This window comes from uncultured Halovibrio sp., assembly GCF_913056445.1.
In the GTDB taxonomy this organism is placed as follows: Bacteria; Pseudomonadota; Gammaproteobacteria; order Pseudomonadales; family Oleiphilaceae; genus Halospina; species Halospina utahensis_B.
The window spans coordinates 1-16,615 of sequence record NZ_CAJXMA010000061.1; the positions used below are offsets into that span (position 1 = coordinate 1).

Annotated in this window: 15 protein-coding genes; 5 read left to right on the plus strand and 10 right to left on the minus strand. The window is 63.5% G+C overall.

Features of this window, described 5'->3' with window-relative positions; genetic code table 11:
* From QZ501_RS11325 to QZ501_RS11355, 7 genes are all read right to left on the minus strand, one after another.
* A partial coding sequence (locus QZ501_RS11325) for a protein-glutamate O-methyltransferase CheR (protein WP_295719542.1) occupies positions 1 to 566 on the minus strand: 566 nt, incomplete at its 3' end.
* A gap of 16 nt (positions 567 to 582) precedes the next feature.
* Complete coding sequence (locus QZ501_RS11330; protein WP_295719546.1) at positions 583 to 2,505, minus strand: methyl-accepting chemotaxis protein; 1,923 nt, start codon at positions 2,503 to 2,505, stop codon at positions 583 to 585.
* Positions 2,505 to 3,272, minus strand: a complete 768-nt coding sequence (locus QZ501_RS11335; protein ID WP_295719549.1) for a ParA family protein — start codon at positions 3,270 to 3,272, stop codon at positions 2,505 to 2,507. The genes QZ501_RS11330 and QZ501_RS11335 overlap by 1 nt, the downstream gene beginning before the upstream one ends.
* A gap of 3 nt (positions 3,273 to 3,275) precedes the next feature.
* Positions 3,276 to 3,812 (minus strand): chemotaxis protein CheW, encoded by a 537-nt coding sequence (locus QZ501_RS11340; RefSeq protein WP_151440884.1) that lies wholly within the window; start codon positions 3,810 to 3,812, stop codon positions 3,276 to 3,278.
* The gene (locus QZ501_RS11345; RefSeq protein WP_295719553.1) at positions 3,812 to 5,869 is read right to left on the minus strand and encodes a chemotaxis protein CheA; all 2,058 of its coding nucleotides are present in this window, start codon (positions 5,867 to 5,869) and stop codon (positions 3,812 to 3,814) included. The genes QZ501_RS11340 and QZ501_RS11345 overlap by 1 nt, the downstream gene beginning before the upstream one ends.
* A 36-nt stretch (positions 5,870 to 5,905) precedes the next feature.
* Positions 5,906 to 6,268, minus strand: coding sequence for a response regulator (locus QZ501_RS11350; RefSeq protein ID WP_151440886.1), 363 nt, complete (start codon positions 6,266 to 6,268; stop codon positions 5,906 to 5,908).
* A 37-nt stretch (positions 6,269 to 6,305) separates the two neighbouring features.
* Positions 6,306 to 6,578, minus strand: a complete 273-nt coding sequence (locus QZ501_RS11355; protein ID WP_160898635.1) for an STAS domain-containing protein — start codon at positions 6,576 to 6,578, stop codon at positions 6,306 to 6,308.
* Between the two features lie 276 nt (positions 6,579 to 6,854).
* Here QZ501_RS11355 and wrbA point away from each other — a divergent pair, with 276 nt between their 5' ends.
* The gene (gene wrbA / locus QZ501_RS11360) at positions 6,855 to 7,454 is read left to right on the plus strand and encodes an NAD(P)H:quinone oxidoreductase (protein WP_160898634.1); all 600 of its coding nucleotides are present in this window, start codon (positions 6,855 to 6,857) and stop codon (positions 7,452 to 7,454) included.
* Between the two features lie 124 nt (positions 7,455 to 7,578).
* Here the strand turns inward: wrbA and QZ501_RS11365 are convergent, their stop codons facing one another.
* Positions 7,579 to 9,345 (minus strand): type II/IV secretion system protein, encoded by a 1,767-nt coding sequence (locus QZ501_RS11365; RefSeq protein ID WP_295719557.1) that lies wholly within the window; start codon positions 9,343 to 9,345, stop codon positions 7,579 to 7,581.
* A 6-nt stretch (positions 9,346 to 9,351) separates the two neighbouring features.
* Positions 9,352 to 9,735, minus strand: a complete 384-nt coding sequence (locus QZ501_RS11370) for a DUF2069 domain-containing protein (RefSeq protein WP_295719559.1) — start codon at positions 9,733 to 9,735, stop codon at positions 9,352 to 9,354.
* 111 nt (positions 9,736 to 9,846) lie between these two features.
* On the opposite strand from QZ501_RS11370, the gene QZ501_RS11375 reads away from it, so the two are divergent.
* From QZ501_RS11375 to tilS, 4 genes are read left to right on the plus strand one after another with little or no spacing between them, the layout of a single operon-like run.
* The gene (locus QZ501_RS11375) at positions 9,847 to 10,296 is read left to right on the plus strand and encodes a TlpA disulfide reductase family protein (RefSeq protein WP_295719562.1); all 450 of its coding nucleotides are present in this window, start codon (positions 9,847 to 9,849) and stop codon (positions 10,294 to 10,296) included.
* A gap of 4 nt (positions 10,297 to 10,300) precedes the next feature.
* Entirely contained in the window at positions 10,301 to 13,786 is a 3,486-nt protein-coding gene (gene dnaE, locus QZ501_RS11380; RefSeq protein WP_151440892.1) for a DNA polymerase III subunit alpha, read from the plus strand.
* A 30-nt stretch (positions 13,787 to 13,816) separates the two neighbouring features.
* Positions 13,817 to 14,773 (plus strand): acetyl-CoA carboxylase carboxyl transferase subunit alpha, encoded by a 957-nt coding sequence (gene accA / locus QZ501_RS11385; protein ID WP_095617924.1) that lies wholly within the window; start codon positions 13,817 to 13,819, stop codon positions 14,771 to 14,773.
* Positions 14,757 to 16,118: a tRNA lysidine(34) synthetase TilS gene (gene tilS / locus QZ501_RS11390; protein ID WP_295719566.1), complete on the plus strand. Its 1,362-nt coding sequence runs from the start codon at positions 14,757 to 14,759 to the stop codon at positions 16,116 to 16,118. The genes accA and tilS overlap by 17 nt, the downstream gene beginning before the upstream one ends.
* Positions 16,119 to 16,124: 6 nt before the next feature.
* Here the strand turns inward: tilS and QZ501_RS11395 are convergent.
* Positions 16,125 to 16,615 (minus strand): class I SAM-dependent methyltransferase (locus QZ501_RS11395; RefSeq protein ID WP_295719569.1); only part of this gene is annotated, 491 nt, incomplete at its 5' end.

Here is a 16,615-nt window from a genome sequence, read left to right on the forward strand (position 1 = left end):
GGCTCCTTCCCCTTCGCCTTGCCGGCATTGCGGCCGGTTCCCCGGAGGAAGTAGCGTTTCTTCAGCAGCGCGGGCACACCGGAAAGCCGTCCCTCGTCGTAGATGCCCCGGCGGCCGTGTTCCACCACGCTGCTGTCCAGGTCGGTGGCGGTGATGGTCACCCTTTCGGCATCCTGTGCGCTGAGATTCTCCAGCACCGTCATGGCGATGGAGTAGGCTTCCTCGCCGGTGGAACAGCCTGCGGACCAGATGTTGATGGGCTCGCCGGCCCATTCCTGAAGGATCCCCGCCAGATGATCGAAGTGGTGGGATTCCCGGAAGAAGGCCGTGAGGTTGGTGGTCAGGGCGTTAACGAACTGGCCCATCTCCTCGCCATTGTCCTGTTCCAGCAGCTTCCTGTAGGAGGCGAAATCCGGCAGGCCCAGCGCTCTCAGGCGACGGGCGAGCCGGGAATACACCATCTGGTCCTTGGAGGGATTGAGCTGGATGCCGGTTTCGCCAGTCACCTTCTCGCGGATCCACTCAAAGTCCCCACGGGTGAACTGGAATTCCCGCTCCCGGGACACTATCGCCTACTCCCGCTCAGAACTCTTCCCATTCACTGTCATCATTGCCGTCTTCTGCCTGCTGTCCGGTGTTCCGGGCCGTCGCGCCGGTGTTGGCTCCGCCCGCCGCACTGCTCTGGGCGGACCTGGCCCCCGTGCCTGAACCATTATTGCCACGCTGGGCCAGTGTGGAACGCTGACCCTGGCTGCGGCTGCCCGCACCGGTGCTCTGGCGCTGTCCGCCTCCGGCACGGCTCCCGCTGGCCGCCTTCTGGCTGCCTGCGCCGCTGTCGCCGAAGAAGCTCATCAGATCCACCAGTGAGGTGGTCTGTTCATCCAGGGACTCGGAGGCCGCCGCTGCTTCTTCCACCAGGGCCGCGTTCTGCTGGGTGACCTCATCCAGCTGGGAAACGGCCTTGTTGATCTCGTCGATCCCGGAGGACTGCTGGTTGCTGGCCGCCGCGATCTCGGCGATCTTGTCAGTCACCGTCTGGACCGAGTTGATGATCTCGTTAAGGGTCTCGGTGGATTCGTCCACCAGCTTGGTGCCGTGCTCGACCTTCTCGCTGGAGTCCTTGATCAGCTTCTTGATGTCCTTGGCGGCGGAGGCGCTGCGCTGGGCCAGGTTGCGGACCTCGGCGGCCACCACGCCGAATCCGCGCCCGTGTTCGCCCGCACGCGCTGCCTCGACGGCCGCGTTCAGGGCCAGCAGGTTGGTCTGGAAGGCGATCTCGTCGATCACCGTGATGATGTCATTGATCTCGCTGGACGAACTCTTGATCTCGCCCATGGCATCCACCACCTGGCGGGCGATCTCACCACCGCGCTCGGCTTTTTCGCGCGCCGCCGTAGCCAGCTGGTTGGATTCCTGGGCGTTGTCCGCATTCTGCTTCACGGTGGAGGTGATCTCCTCCATCGATGAGGCGGTTTCCTCCAGGGAACTGGCCTGCTCCTCGGTACGCTGGGACAGGTCCTGGTTGCCCTGGGCGATCTCCTTGGCCGCGGAGTCGATGTTGCCGGTGGCATCGGTGATCTGTTCAACCGTGTTGCGCAGCACATCCACGGTTTCGTTGACCGCCTCCTGGAGTCGACCGAAGTCGCCCTCGAACTCGCCCTGCATCTTGTCGTGCAGGTTGCCATCCGCGAGGTTCTTCATGACGCGGATCACTTCCTGAGTGGGCCGCTGGGCGGCGTCCACGACCCTGTTCACGTCCGCGCTCAGGTCCTTGATGAAGCCCTCGGACATGGCGTCGGTGTCGACCCGCTCGTCGAGCCGCCCCTCACGGACCTGGTTGATCATATCCTTGAGTTCCGAGCGGACCTGCTCCTCGTTCTCCTCGCGCTCGCGCTCCTCGGTCTTATCAAACCATTCAATGGTGTTGCCCAGGAATTCGCCCCGCTCGTTCTCTTCCCCGGTAATAGCGATGTCGAAGCGCAGCCGGCCGATGTCCACAGTCTCGTGGATGGCGTCATTGCGGACCTTGTTCATCTGGCGGGCAATGGAACGCAGCTGGGGGAAGGTATCCACCAGATCCTCGCCCTCCAGTCCCTTGGCACGAAAGCCCCGGTTCTCTTCAGCGAGGTCGCGCTCATAATCGCGCAGCAGGTCCTGCATGCGTTCGTTGAGGTAGTCGATGCGGCCCTCTGGGTCCGTCGTCATCATTGCCGTGGTCGCGGTATGCAGGGCCAGCTTGGTGCGCTGGAGGGCCTCGTATTCCGCCGGGTCAATGGTGACCTGGTTACTCTGGTTGGTGCTGGCCATGGTCTTGCTCTCCCGTGACTCGGTCTGTTGTGTCTTCTGTTCGTCTCTGGGGCCGGTGGCCGGTTCAGGTTCCGGCTCCGGGGGTGTTCCGTCGCCGTCTTCCATCCATGCCAGCGGATCATTGCCCAGTTTCTGCCGCCGGCCTCCGCCACGGCGCCCGGAGCCGCCGTTGCGGTTACTGCGGTTGTTCTCGGCCATCAGCGCACTCTCCCCAATCTCAGATCCTCCACCAGGGCCGCGTAGTCGGCGGCGCCGTTACTGGTGGCCTGGTATTCAAAAACCGTTCTGCCGAACCCCGGCGCTTCCGCCAGGGCTACGTTCTCCCGGATCGGCGTCTGCAGCAGCTGCCCCGGGAAGTGGTTCACCAGGGTTTCCTGCACCTCGCGCGACAGTCGCCGCCGGGTCTGGAAGCGGGTCAGGACCAGCCACTTGCGGCTGGCTCCCTGCATCCGTTCCTCGACCTTTGAAAGCGTCTGCATCAGCGTGGACAGCCCCTGCAATGACAGGAAATCGCAGGACACCGGTATCACCAGGTCATCGGCGGCGAGCAGGGCGTTCATGGCCAGCAGCCCGGAGGAGGGCGGGCAGTCCATGATCACCCATTCCGGTGCCTCGCTGGCGCTTTCCGTTTCCAGTTCGTACAGCGCTTCGTTCAGCCACCAGCCGCGCTCCGGGCCGCCCTCGTCCAGTGTCTCGAAGCTGCGCAGTCCGGGGCCGGCACAGGTCAGATCCAGGTGTTCGCGAACGTTCTGGCGGTGATCCACCAGGCGCTCCTCGTTCAGGAGCACCCGGTCGAGCCCGGGCAGGCGGTTGTCCGCGCCCAGGCTGGTGCCCATGTGCCCCTGCGGGTCCATGTCGATGCCCAGAACCCATTCACCCAGCCGTGCCATACCATGGGCGAGGTGAACGCTGGTGGTCGTCTTGCCGACACCACCTTTCTGGTTCAGGACCGCGACAGCACGCATGGGTCAGTCGCCGTCCCCGCCCACCCCGGCGTCCTCGCCGAGCAGACTGTCCACGTCCAGTACGATCACCATCTTGTCCTCCATGGTGGCGAGGCCGCGGATGAAGTCCGTCCGGATCACGGTGCCGAACTCGGGCGGTGGCCGGAGCTGGTCTTCGTTGATCCCATAGACCTCGGAAAGTGCATCCACGATCAGACCCATGATCCGCTCCCGGTTGCCGTGGATGACCTTGACCAGCACCACCACGGTGAACTGGGTGTATTCCAGCGTTTCCATGCCGAAACGCTCGCGCAGGTCCACCACCGGCACGATGGTGCCTCGCATGTTGATGACCCCCTTCACGTAGGGCGGGGTGTTGGGAATGGGGGTGGCGGTATCCCAGGCCCGGATCTCCTGGACCCTGAGGATGTCCACACCGTATTCCTCATCCCCCAGCGTGAAGGTGAGATACTGGTCGCCGTCGCCCACGGTGCCCTGGAGTGCGGCATCCTGCTGGGTGGTAGCGACGCTGTTGGTCTTGTCGCTTGCGGATTCGCTCATCAGTTATTGGCTCCCTTCGTGAGCACTTCGTCGCGTGCCTGGGCCAGCTCAAGAAGCCCGGCAATGTCGAGGATCAGCGCCACGGTGCCATTGCCCAGGATGGTTGCCCCGGCAAAGCCGGTCACCGGCCGGTAATTACTCTTGAGGCTCTTGATCACGACCTGCTGCTGGCCGAGGAGTTCGTCCACGTGGAGCCCGACGTAACGGTCGTCTTCTTCCACGACCACCATCAGCTCGTTCTCCAGATCGCCCCCGCCGGCCTCGTTGAACAGCTCCCGCAGGCGGATGATGGGAATGTAGTCGTCCCGCCACTCATAGAGCTCGGAGGTGCCGGCCATGCGCTTGATCTTGCCGCCCTGCATCTGCAGAGATTCCATGATCGAGATCAGCGGCACCACATAGACCTGGTCGCCCACCCGGAACAGCTGCCCGTCGAGGATGGACAGGGTCAGCGGCAGGTGGATGGCGAAGCGCGTCCCCTTGCCGGGGGTTGAGTTGACGGTGATGTTGCCGCCCAGTGCCTTGATGTTGCGTTTGACCACGTCCATGCCCACGCCACGACCGGAGACGTCGGTGGCCTCATCATGGGTGGACAGGCCGGGATGGAAGATGAAGTCGAAGACCTGCTCGTCGGAGAGTTCCGAACCGTTTTCCACCAGCCCCGCCTCGCGGGCCTTGTTGAGCAGCCGGTCACGGCTGATGCCGCCACCGTCATCGTTGATCTCGATGACGATGTAGCCGCCCTTGTGGTAGGCGTTCATCTCCAGGGTGCCGGTCTCGGGCTTGCCCAGCTCGGCGCGTTTTTCCGGGGGCTCAATGCCGTGATCCATGGCGTTGCGGACCAGGTGGACAAGCGGGTCGATGATCTTCTCCATCACCGTCTTGTCCAGTTCGGTCTCCTCGCCGTTGAGCTGCAGGTCCACCTTCTTGCCCAGCTGGCGCATCAGGTCATGGACCATGCGCGGCAGGCGCGAGTAGGCGAAGCTGATCGGCACCATGCGGATGCGCATGACGTTTTCCTGCAACTCGCGGGTGTTGCGCTCAAGCTGCGCCAGGCCGTCCTGAAGCTTCTCCAGTTTGTCCATGGTGAAGTTCTCGCCCAGCTCGTTGAGCATGGACTGGGTGATGACCAGTTCACCGACCATATCGATGAGGTTGTCGATCTTGCCCGTGTCCACCCGGATGGAGCTGCTGGTGCTGGCATTGCCGCCGCTGCTCTGCTGTGCCGGCTTCTGTTGCGTGTCGTCGCCCGCCGGCTCTCCGGCGCTGGCCGCCTCGGGTTCCGGGGCCGCGGTGGTGGTATCCCCGCCGCCCGGTTCCAGAGGCTCAATGGTCAGGGCGCAGTCATCCTCGACCCACTCGAACACCTCTTCAATGGCTTGCCGCTCGACATCTCCATACAGGTCAATGGTCCAGCTCAGAACACACTGTTCCGGGTCAAGGTCCGGCAGGGCGGGGAGACTGCTGCTGTCGCAGCTCACCTGGATCTCACCGAGTTCGCTCAGTTCCTCCAGCAGCCGCAGCGGGTCGTTGCCGGTCATGAACAGGTGGGGTTCGGGTGTAAAACCGATCCGCCAGCCGCCGCCCGGGCCGGAGCCATCGTCAGCCGCAGCGGTGCTGCCAGCATCATCACCAGCATTACCGTCGCTGCTGCTGCCGTCGTCATCGTCGCCGTCGACCATGGCCGCCAGCCGGGTGGTGATGTCGGCCGCCTGCTGGGGATCCGCTTCAGTGCCATCACGCTCTGCCTGGAGCAGGGAGCGCAGGCAGTCCACGGACGCCAGAAGCAGGTTGATCCCGTCGGTGGTCACCTCGCTTTCGCCTTCCCGCAGGCGGTCCAGCAGGGTTTCAAGCTTGTGGGTCAGATCGGTGACTGAGTTCAGGCCGAAGGTCCCCGCGCCGCCCTTGATCGAGTGGGCCGCCCGGAAGATGTCATTGAGCTGTTCGACGTCCGGTTCGCCGGCCGTCATGTTGAGCAGGCCGTTTTCCATGTCGTCCAGTCCCTCGAAGCTTTCTTCGAAGAAGGTCTGCAGGAACTGGTTCATGTCGATGCTCATAGCCACTCCGGCCTGTGATTCCGGTGAATTCGGTGCTTACCGCACAACCTTGCGGACGGCGCCCATCAGTTTTTCCGGATCAAAGGGTTTGACCAGCCAGCCGGTTGCGCCGGCCGCCTTGCCTTCCTGTTTCTTTTCCGGGGCCGACTCGGTGGTCAGCAGCAGAAGCGGCGTGAACCTGTAGTTGGGCAGTTTGCGCAGCTCCTTGATCAGCGTGATGCCATCCATGTTCGGCATGTTCACGTCGGTGATGACCGCGTCGAACTTCTGCTGTTTGGCCTTGTCCAGTGCGGCCTTGCCGTCAGGGGCATCCACAACGCTGTGGCCGTTCTGCTTGAGTGTGTGTGAGACCATCTGCCGCATCGAGGCGGAATCATCCACCGCGAGAATGTTTGCCATCGTCAACTCCTTGCCGCTTGCCGGCGTTTCAGAATAGTCACGCAGTTTCGGTGCCAAGAAGGGATTCCGCTTCGGCAAGGCACCGCGGGCGGTTACGCCATTCCCAATCACGCCCCTGCATTTCAGCCTGTCGCCGGAATGCCAGCAGAAGCTGGACGCCCGCGGTATCGACCCTTTCGGTATCGGTACCATCCAGAATCGCAGTACCGTCCGCATCCAGGGCACTGGAGAGCTGCTGGTACAGCATGCCCGCCATGGAGATGTCCACCTGGGCACCAAGGACCACGACATTACTGGAATCTTCACTCATCCAGGCATTTCCTCTTGAAGGACTGGTCATGACGACTACGGCAGATGATAGCGGCGGGATCATCAAGAGTCCGCCTGTTTATATCGCTGTGACAACAATTAACGGCTGCATATGGCGATACTTGAGAAATCCCCGTTGTTGTGCGGACAGGAGTCCGCATCGCGACATCAGTCATTTTGAACAGGGTGCTCGAAATGTTCCGCTTTGATGGGGGCGGGCAGGGCGCTAGTCTGACCAGCAGTAACAGATCACACGCAACACCACAGGAGATGGAAAATGGCGAAAGTACTGGTTCTTTACTATTCGATGTATGGTCACATGGAAGACTTCGCGAACACCGTGGCGGAAGGCGCGGGCAGCGTTGATGGCGCCGAGGTGACGGTCAAGCGGGTTCCGGAGACCATGGACTCCGACGCCTTCGCAAACGCTGGCGGCAAGGCCGATCAGCAGGCGCCGGTGGCAACCCCGAACGAGCTGGCTGATTACGATGCTGTCCTTTTCGGCACGCCCACCCGCTTCGGCAACATGGCCGGCCAGATGCGGACCTTCATGGACCAGACTGGCGGGCTCTGGGCGAAGGGCGCCCTGCACGGCAAGCTCGCCAGCGTGTTCGGTTCAACCGGTACCGGTGGCGGTGAGGAACAGACCATTACCACCTTCTGGGTGACCCTGGCCCACCACGGCATGACCATTGTGCCGATCGGCTACGGTACGGGGGAGCTTTTCGACATCTCCCAGCCCGGCGGCGGCACCCCCTATGGGGCGACCATGCTGGCAGGCGGTGACGGCTCCCGGCAGGCGGACGAGCGCGAGAAGGCGATCGCCCGGTTCCAGGGTAAGCATGTGGCGGAGCAGGCAGTGAAGCTGTTCGGCTGATCCATGAAGGGCCCCGGCTGTGCCGGGGCCATCGCGCGCGAGGCGCGCTCCTACAGGGGTGATGACAACCTGCACCTGTAGGAGCCTGCCTTGCAGGCGATACCCTCGCGAGCAGGGCTCGCTCCTACCGCTGGCTTTCCGGGGTGACCCGCATGACTTCCTCGATGGTGGTCAGCCCGGCAGCGACTTTCTGGGCGCCGGACAGGCGCAGTGACATCATGCCCTGCTTATAGGCTTCCCGGCGCAGCTGGTTTACGTCGCATTCAGGCGTGATCAGTTCCTCAACCGCGCCTTCCACGGGCATGATCTCGTACACCCCCGACCGCCCCAGGTACCCGGTGTTGCGGCACTGCAGGCAGCCGACCGGCTCGCAGGGATGCTCCGGCGTGGGTGCTTTCCAGGGGCGGGTAAGGGTTCGCCAGGCTTCCGGATCGATGCTGCCTTCCGTTTTACACCCGGTGCACAGGGTCCTGACCAGGCGCTGAGCCATGACCCCGATGACCGTGGCCCGGATCAGGTAGCTCGGCAGTCCCAGTTCGAGCAGCCGGGTCAGGGCACTGGGGGCATCGTTGGTATGCAGGGTGGAGAGCACCAGGTGGCCGGTCAGCGCGGCCTGAACCGCCATGTCCGCGGTCTCCTGGTCGCGGATCTCGCCGATCATGATGATGTCCGGATCCTGGCGCAGGAGCGCGCGCACGCCATGGGCGAAGGTCAGATCGATGCCGTGCTGGACCTGCATCTGGTTGAACGCCGGTTCCACCATCTCGATGGGGTCCTCGATGGTGCAGATGTTCACATCGTCCGACGCCATCTGCCGCAGCGTGGAGTAGAGGGTCGTGGTCTTGCCGGAACCCGTGGGACCGGTGACCAGGATGATGCCGTAGGGGTTGTCGGTGATGCGCTGCCAGCGCTCGCGATCATCGCGCGAGAAGCCCATCTGCTCAAAGGGCTTGAGCAGTACCTCCGGGTCGAAGATCCGCAGCACCATCTTTTCGCCGAAGGCGGTGGGCATGGTCGCGATGCGCAGCTCCACTTCGCTCTCATCCGGCTTGCGTGTCTTGATGCGACCGTCCTGGGGGCGACGCTTTTCCGCCACGTTCAGTCGGCCCAGGATCTTGAGCCGGCTGAGCACGGCAATGCCCACGTTGATCGGGAATTCGTAGACGGTGTGCAGGACGCCGTCGATCCGGAACCGTACCTGGGACATCTCCCGGCGGGGTTCGATGTGGATATCGCTGGCGCGCTGCTCAAAGGCGTAGTGCAGCAGCCAGTCGACGATGCTGACCACGTGCTGGTCATTGGCGTCCGCCTTGCCTTCGCCCAGGTCGAGCAGTTGCTCAAAGCTCTGGACGTGTTTGCTGGCATCCTCGCCTCCCGCTTTGCTGACGGAATTGGCCAGCTGGTAGAACTCCACGGTGAAGCGGCGGATGGACGCCGGGTTGGCCACTACGGGGGTCACCGTCCGCCGGGTGATGTGTTCCAGGTTGCTGATCCATTCGCGCTGGAACGGCTGGGCGGTTGCCACCTGGACCTCATCGCGGGTGACTTTCACGGCCAGGATGCCATTGCGCTGGGCGTAGGCGTACGACATCACGTCCGCCACCGAGGGCACATCCACCTTGAGCGGGTCGATGTGCACGTATTCCAGCCCCGACCAGTGGGCCAGCCACTGCGTGAGGGCATCCAGGTCCAGGAGCTTGCCGGTATTGGCATCATGGAGCTGGGCGTCGGCAATCATCTCCAGCGGGTGCCTGTGGGCATCCGACCCCAGGTTGGCGTTGCGGACCTCACGGGCTTCCTCCTCGGAGATGCGCCCGTCCTGCACCAGGGCATCGCATACCTGGGGCAGGCTCAGTGGCTGGTCACGCTCGGGGTTCGAGGTTCTCGCCATGGATGATCAGCCCGTGGTGATGCCGGGGTTGCGCGGGTCCTGGCGCAGCTTGAACAGGGCCGCCACGAAAAAAACCAGCGTCAGTACAAGCGGGATCACGCTCGTCAGGGGCCAGCCGTAGAGGTAGGAGCTGACCGACAGGGGCGCGAAATAGATCATCATCATGAAACAGGCCCAGATGTAGGTGATGTTCCGGCCACGCAGGAGTCCGGGCACAAAAATCACCAGTGGCACGAGCTTGATAGCCAGGATGGCGGTTTTGGAAGCCCCCTCCACCGGCGCCGGCCAGAAGGTAGTCAGCGCCAGTATGGCCATGAGTGAGAAAAAGCTTGCCAGCCCGACCCAGTGGGCCAGTGGCAGGTCGGAATGGCGGCGTGCGGTCTCGGTCATTACGGGCGATTCACTTCAGCGGGTATGGATTACGGAGGCCGGTTTTGCCGTTACAATGTTCTATCCGGCTTTGCCCGTTACTCTATCAGGAGGTTGGCGGTGATTCATCTCATGCGCGCGACGGTTGTCGTGCTGCTGCTCGCGCTTGCGGGCTGTGACGGTATGCCCGGTGGCCTGGGTGGCAGCGTCGATTTTGCCGCCGCCAAAGGTGACGTGGTCAGAACCAGCGAGCTGGAGGGCCAGTGGGTCTTCGTCAACTACTGGGCGGAATGGTGCAAACCCTGCTACGAAGAGATCCCGGAACTGAATGCGCTGGATCAGCGCGACGGAGTCCGGGTTCTGGGCGTGAACTTCGATCAGGTGGAAGGTCAGCCTCTTCGCACCCTCATGGAGGACATGGGCATCGAGTTCACCGTCGTCACTGACGATCCCCAGGCCCATTACGGCTGGGAGCACCCGGTCTCCCTTCCTGCTACCTTTGTGATCAACCCGGAGGGGGACGTGGTCGAGGCCCGCTTCGGTGAGCAGACCGGGGAGGAACTGGTCGAGGTCATGGAGTAGCCCTGTGTCGCGTACATTCGTTCATCTTCGTATCCATTCGGAGTATTCGCTGGTCGATGGCCTGATCCGGATCAAGCCACTGATCGAGCGCGCGGCGGAAATGGGCATGCCCGCCATCGGGCTGACCGAACAGTCCAACATGTGCTCGCTGGTGAAGTTCTACGAGGGCACCACCAGCGCCGGTATCAAGCCCATCATTGGCGCGGATATCTGGCTGCGCAATCCCGAGGACCCGCACAAACCCTTCCGCATTACCCTGCTGGCACGCAACCAGACCGGCTTCGGCAACCTGACCGAGATCATCTCCCTGGGCTATACCGATGGCCTGGCCACCGGGATACCACTGGTGGAGCGGGAGTGGATCGAACAGAGAGCGCAAGGCCTGCTCATGCTCTCCGGCGCCCGGGACGGGGACATCGGCCGGGCCATACTGGCCGGCAAGCAGGAACTGGCCGAGGAACGGGCCCGCTACTGGGCCGCCCTGTTCCCCGGCGCCTTCTATTTTGAGCTCCAGCGCACCGGCCGCCCCTATGACGAGGACTGTGTGCACGGGCAGGTGGCTCTGGCCCAGATGCTGGAACTGCCGGTAGTGGCCACCAACGACGTCCACTTCCTGGAGGCTGATGACTTCGAGGCCCATGAGGCCCGGGTCTGTATCGGCGAGAGCAAGACCCTGGATGACCCCCGGCGTGAGCGGCGCTTCAGCGACCAGCAGTACCTCCGTTCCCAGGAGGAGATGATCGAGCTGTTCGAGGATATCCCGGAGGCGATCGACAATACCATTGAGATTGCGCGCCGGTGCACGGTCCCGGTCAAGCTGGGCGAGATCTCGCTGCCCCAGTACCCCATCCCGGAAGGGATGACTATGGATGAGTACTTCCGCAAGGTCTCGGAAGAGGGGCTTGAGAAGCGCCTTGAGCGCATCCTGGACCGCACGGATCCCAACTATGAAGAGAAGCGGGCGCGCTACTACGAACGCCTGGACTTCGAGCTCAACATCGTCAACCAGATGGGGTTCCCGGGCTACTTCCTGATCGTGATGGACTTCATCCAGTGGGCCAAGGACAACGGGGTGCCCGTGGGGCCCGGGCGTGGCTCGGGTGCCGGCTCTCTGGTGGCCTACGCGCTGCTGATCACCAACATCGACCCGATGCAGTACGATCTGCTGTTTGAGCGCTTCCTCAATCCGGAGCGTGTGTCCATGCCGGACTTCGACGTGGACTTCTGCATGGAAGGGCGCGACCGGGTCATCCACTATGTGTCCGAGCGCTACGGCAAGAATGCCGTCTCTCAGATCATCACGTTCGGAACCATGGCGGCCAAGGCCGTGGTGCGCGACGTCGCCCGGGTCCAGGGCAAGTCCTACGGGCTGGCGGACCGCATGTCCAAGCTCATTCCCTTCGATCCGGGAATGACCCTGGAACGGGCCCATGAGGAAGAAGAGCCGCTGCGCGAGTTCCTGGAGCAGGACGAGGAAGCCCAGGAAATATGGGAGATGGCGAAGAAGCTAGAGGGCATCTGCCGTAACGCCGGCAAGCACGCCGGCGGCGTGGTGATCGCGCCCACCAAGCTGACCGATTTCGCCCCGCTGTATTGTGAAGAAGACGGCGGCAGTGTCGTCACCCAGTTCGACAAGAACGACGTGGAGGAGGCCGGGCTGGTCAAGTTCGACTTCCTCGGCCTGCGGACCCTGACCATCATCGACTGGGCCCTGGCCATGGTGAACCGTCGCCGGCGCGAGCGCGGCGAGGCGGATATCGACATCGACGAGATTCCACTGGACGATCAGCCCTCCTTTGAGCTGCTCAAGAAGGCCGAGACCACGGCGGTCTTCCAGCTGGAATCACGCGGCATGAAGGACCTGATCCGGCGTCTTGAGCCCGCCAGCCTTGAGGACATGATCGCGCTGGTGGCCCTGTTCCGGCCCGGGCCGCTGCAGTCCGGTATGGTGGATGACTTCATCGACCGCAAGCACGGGCGCCAGCCCGAGGCCTACCCGCACCCGGATTTCCAGTACGACGGCCTCAAGCCGGTGCTTAAGCCCACCCATGGCATCATCCTCTATCAGGAGCAGGTGATGCAGATCGCCCAGGTCATGGCGGGCTTCTCCCTTGGCCAGGCGGACCTGCTGCGCCGCGCCATGGGCAAGAAGAAAGCCTCCGAGATGGAGAAGCAGAAGAAGGCGTTTCTCGAAGGCTGCGAAAACAACGGCATCAGCAAGGAACTGGCGGACAACATCTTCGATCTGGTGGAAAAGTTCGCCGGCTACGGCTTCAACAAGTCGCACTCGGCGGCCTACGCGCTGGTCTCCTACCAGACTCTGTGGCTCAAAGCCCATTACCCGGCGGAGTTCATGGCGGCGGTGCTGACCGCGGACATGCAGAACACCGACAAGGTGGTCACGCTGGTCGAGGAATGCCGCCGCATGGGGCTGGATCTGGTGCTGCCGGACGTGAACACCAGTGAGTTCAGCTTCACCGTCAATGATGATGGCCAGGTGGTCTACGGTCTTGGCGCGATCAAGGGCCTGGGTGAAGGGCCCATTGAAAGCATCACGGCGGCGCGCCAGGAAGACGGTGCCTTCCGCGACATGTTCGATTTCTGCGCACGCGTGGAGATGCGCAAGGTCAACAAGCGCGCCATCGAGGCACTGATCCGCGCCGGCGCCCTGGATAACCTGGGCCCGAGCCGGGCGAAGATGATGGCCAGTATCGACAAGGCCATCCAGCAGGCCGGCCAGCTCAGCCGCAATGCCAATGCCGGCATGGGCGACCTGTTCGGTGAGGATCTGGTCTCCACCGGGGATGAGAATCCCTTCGCGGATGTGGCCCACCTGCGCGAGTGGAGCGATAAGCAGCGCCTCCAGGCGGAGAAGGAAACCCTGGGGCTCTACCTGACGGGTCATCCCTTCGATGCCTACGAGAGCGAGGTCCGCCATTTCGTGCCCACGCCCATCGCCAACCTGCAGCAGGGCAAAGGCACCCAGCGGATTGCCGGCCTGGTGGTTGCGGTGCGCACCATGAAGAACCGCCGTGGCCAGCCCATGGCGTTCGTCACCCTGGACGATCGCAGCGCCCGCATTGAGGCGACCCTGTTCACGGACGCCTTCATGGAGTACAAGGATCTTCTGCAGGCGGACAATGTGCTGATCCTGGAAGGGCGCATCAGCTACGATGACTACAGCGGATCGCTCAAGATGACCGCGGACGGTGTGATGGACATCAATGCCGCCCGCCGCCAGTACAGCCACGGCATCCGCCTTGCGGTGGATCGGCCACAGTGCGCCAACGGCTTCCTGGATCATCTGGAGGAAGTGTTGCGGCCCTATCGCGGTAACGGCTGCCCGGTTAATCTGGCCTATTACAGCCCGGATGCGAGCACGCTGATCCGCCTGGGTGAGGACTGGCAGGTGCAGCCGGACGACGAACTTCTGTTGAGCCTGCGCCACCTGCTGGGCGACGATCGCGTGACTTTGGTATACGATGAATAAACGGTTGCAAGAAACAACAGATGGAGCGCCATGAACCCCCAATACCTGGATTTCGAACAGCCCATCGCCGAACTCGAGGACAAGATCGAGGAACTCCGTCTGGTCGGCAATGATGCCGACGTCAACATCTCGGAGGAGATCAACAGGCTCCGCAACAAGAGCATCAGCCTGACCGAGAGCATATTCGGCGACCTCAAGGCATGGGACATCGCGCGGCTGGCGCGCCATCCCCAGCGTCCCTACACCCTCGACTACATCGATGAAGTGTTCACGGATTTCGATGAACTCCACGGTGATCGCAGCTTTGCGGATGACCCGGCCATTGTGGGTGGCCTGGCACGGCTTGATGGCCGGCCGGTGATGGTCATCGGTCACCAGAAGGGGCGTGAGATCAAGGATAAGGTCCACCGCAATTTCGGCATGCCCAAACCCGAGGGTTACCGCAAGGCGGCCCGGCTCATGCGCATGGCCGAACGCTTCCAGCTGCCGCTGATCACACTGATCGACACGCCCGGCGCCTATCCCGGCATTGGTGCCGAGGAGCGCGGCCAGAGCGAGGCGATTGCCAATAACCTGGCACTGATGTCCCGGTTGCAGACGCCCATCATCTGCACCGTCATCGGTGAGGGCGGCTCAGGGGGCGCGCTGGCCATCGGCGTCGGTGACCGGCTCTGCATGCTCCAGTATTCCACCTATGCCGTCATCTCGCCTGAGGGCTGCGCGTCCATCCTGTGGAAGAGCGCCGACCACGCCGCGGACGCGGCCGCGGCCATGGGTGTGACCGCGGACCGGCTCAAGTCCCTGGGCGTCTCCGACCGGATCATTCCGGAGCCGCTGGGCGGTGCCCACCGCGACCAGTCCACCATGGGCGCAAGCCTGCGGGAGGCCCTGGTTGAGGAGCTGGACGCACTGGAACAGCTCTCCATTTCCGAACTGGTCGAGCAGCGGTACGAGCGCCTGACCCGCTACGATGCCAGCAAGCAGTGAACCGCCGGCGCCGGAGGCCTGGCCCCAGGATCTGAACGGGGCCTTTCACAACCTGCCGGAAAGCCGTCGCTGGTGGGTTGCTCTCAGCGGCGGCTGCGATTCCACCTTTCTTCTCTACTGCCTGGCCGCGCTGGCGCCACGCCACAATGCCCATCTGCATGCCATTCATCTCCATCATGGTCTGAACGCGTCCGCGGATCAGTGGCAGCAGCACTGTGAGCGGGTCTGTGACGCGCTGGCTGTGCCGCTGGTGAGTGAGCGGCTGGCGCTTGATCCGGAGCAGCCGGATCTGGAGGCCCGGGCCAGAAACGCCCGGTATGAGTGCTTTGAGTCCCTGTTGGAACCAGGGGATCTCCTGTTCATGGCACACCATGGTGACGACCAGGCCGAGACCGTGTTGCTGCGGCTGTTGCGCGGCAGTGGCGTGCGTGGGCTGGCCGGGATGCCAGCGGAAAGGGAACTGGGCAGCGGTCGTCTCGTACGCCCCCTGCTGGGCATGGAAAGGCGGCGCATTGAGGCTCTGGCCCGTGACTGGGCGCTGGACTGGTGCGAGGACAGTTCCAACGGGGATACCCGCTTTGATCGCAACTACCTGCGCCACGAGATCATGCCGCGCCTGGAAGCGCGTTGGCCCCGAAGCGGTCGGCGCATGGGCCGCAGCGCTGAGCACTGCCGGCAAGCGGAGCAGCTGCTTTCGGAGCTGGCCGACATCGATGCCGTAAGCGCGGCCAGCGGGCAGGGCATCAGTGTCCAGGCACTGGGTCAGCTGAGCGGGCCCCGGCGCCAACAGTTGCTGCGTCATCTGCTGATCCGCCGCGGTTGCCAGCCTCCGGGTGAACGGCGCCTGGCGTCCGGGCTGGAGGCACTGCTCCACGCGCCCGATGACGGTCAACCGGAACTGCGCGGGGAAGACTGGCGGGTCTGCCGTTTCCGGGATCAGCTCTGGCTGGTTCCGGATCTACCCGTGGTGGGCCGGGATGCGGCGGTTGAATGGTCTGTGGGCAACGATCTGGAGTGGTTCGGAACCCGGCTGTCCGCCGAGCGATATGAGGGAAGCGGCCTGGCTGTGAATGCGGGTGAGCGTTTCCGGATCCGGGCCCGCGCCGGCGGTGAGCGATTCCGCCCCGGTCCCGGCCAGCCCCATCGCCCGTTGCGCAAGTGGCTGCAGGAACAGCGCATTCCGCCCTGGGAACGGGCACACCTGCCGTTGGTTTTCAGTGGCGGCGGGGAACTGGTGGCGATTGCGGATCTCTGGCTGGCGCCGGAGTGGCGCGCGGGGGAAGGGCAGACCGGCTGGCAGCCGGTCTGGCACCGCCCATGGCAACTGCTGAAGGCGGCGCCGTAACCTGGATTACTTGCGGCGCTTGAGCGCCCAGATTTCCAGCAGGGCCCATTCCTCGCCCGGGTAGTTGGAGCGCTCCAGCTCGGACATGAGCCGGTGGCGTGAGGCCATGCTGCCGACGAACTCAAAGCGCTCGAGCAGGATGCGCTTGGTGGCGTCCGCCGCTTCCAGTGCGAAGGGGTTGAGGAAGTTCACCAGCAGGTAGCCTTCGTCGTCGCCAGCGGCGAATTCATCCATCAGGCGTTCCACCGCGTGGGGCTCGAGATAGACCAGGGCCGCCGTGGAGATCAGGATATTGGCGTTCTTCATGGTCTTTTCGAGTTCCGCCTGGGTCGCGGCATCCGGCGTGTTCAGGTCAGCCTGGATGGTGTTGTCGTAGATGCCGGCGGACTGGCCGTAGGCCAGGGCGTTGGCGGAGATGTCGATGCCGGTGACACTGGCGTTGAAGCGGCGCGGCTGGGCCACTTTTTTGCAGGCTTCCGTGTACTTCCAGTTCTCAC

Coding starts and splice junctions, on each gene's coding strand:
- QZ501_RS11330 (WP_295719546.1), bottom strand. CDS start 2,505: ATGGCCGAGAACAACCGCAGTAACCGCAACGGCGGCTCCGGGCGCCGT.
- QZ501_RS11335 (WP_295719549.1), bottom strand. CDS start 3,272: ATGCGTGCTGTCGCGGTCCTGAACCAGAAAGGTGGTGTCGGCAAGACG.
- QZ501_RS11340 (WP_151440884.1), bottom strand. CDS start 3,812: ATGAGCGAATCCGCAAGCGACAAGACCAACAGCGTCGCTACCACCCAG.
- QZ501_RS11345 (WP_295719553.1), bottom strand. CDS start 5,869: ATGAGCATCGACATGAACCAGTTCCTGCAGACCTTCTTCGAAGAAAGC.
- QZ501_RS11350 (WP_151440886.1), bottom strand. CDS start 6,268: ATGGCAAACATTCTCGCGGTGGATGATTCCGCCTCGATGCGGCAGATG.
- QZ501_RS11355 (WP_160898635.1), bottom strand. CDS start 6,578: ATGAGTGAAGATTCCAGTAATGTCGTGGTCCTTGGTGCCCAGGTGGAC.
- wrbA (WP_160898634.1), top strand. CDS start 6,855: ATGGCGAAAGTACTGGTTCTTTACTATTCGATGTATGGTCACATGGAA.
- QZ501_RS11365 (WP_295719557.1), bottom strand. CDS start 9,345: ATGGCGAGAACCTCGAACCCCGAGCGTGACCAGCCACTGAGCCTGCCC.
- QZ501_RS11370 (WP_295719559.1), bottom strand. CDS start 9,735: ATGACCGAGACCGCACGCCGCCATTCCGACCTGCCACTGGCCCACTGG.
- QZ501_RS11375 (WP_295719562.1), top strand. CDS start 9,847: ATGCGCGCGACGGTTGTCGTGCTGCTGCTCGCGCTTGCGGGCTGTGAC.
- accA (WP_095617924.1), top strand. CDS start 13,817: ATGAACCCCCAATACCTGGATTTCGAACAGCCCATCGCCGAACTCGAG.
- tilS (WP_295719566.1), top strand. CDS start 14,757: ATGCCAGCAAGCAGTGAACCGCCGGCGCCGGAGGCCTGGCCCCAGGAT.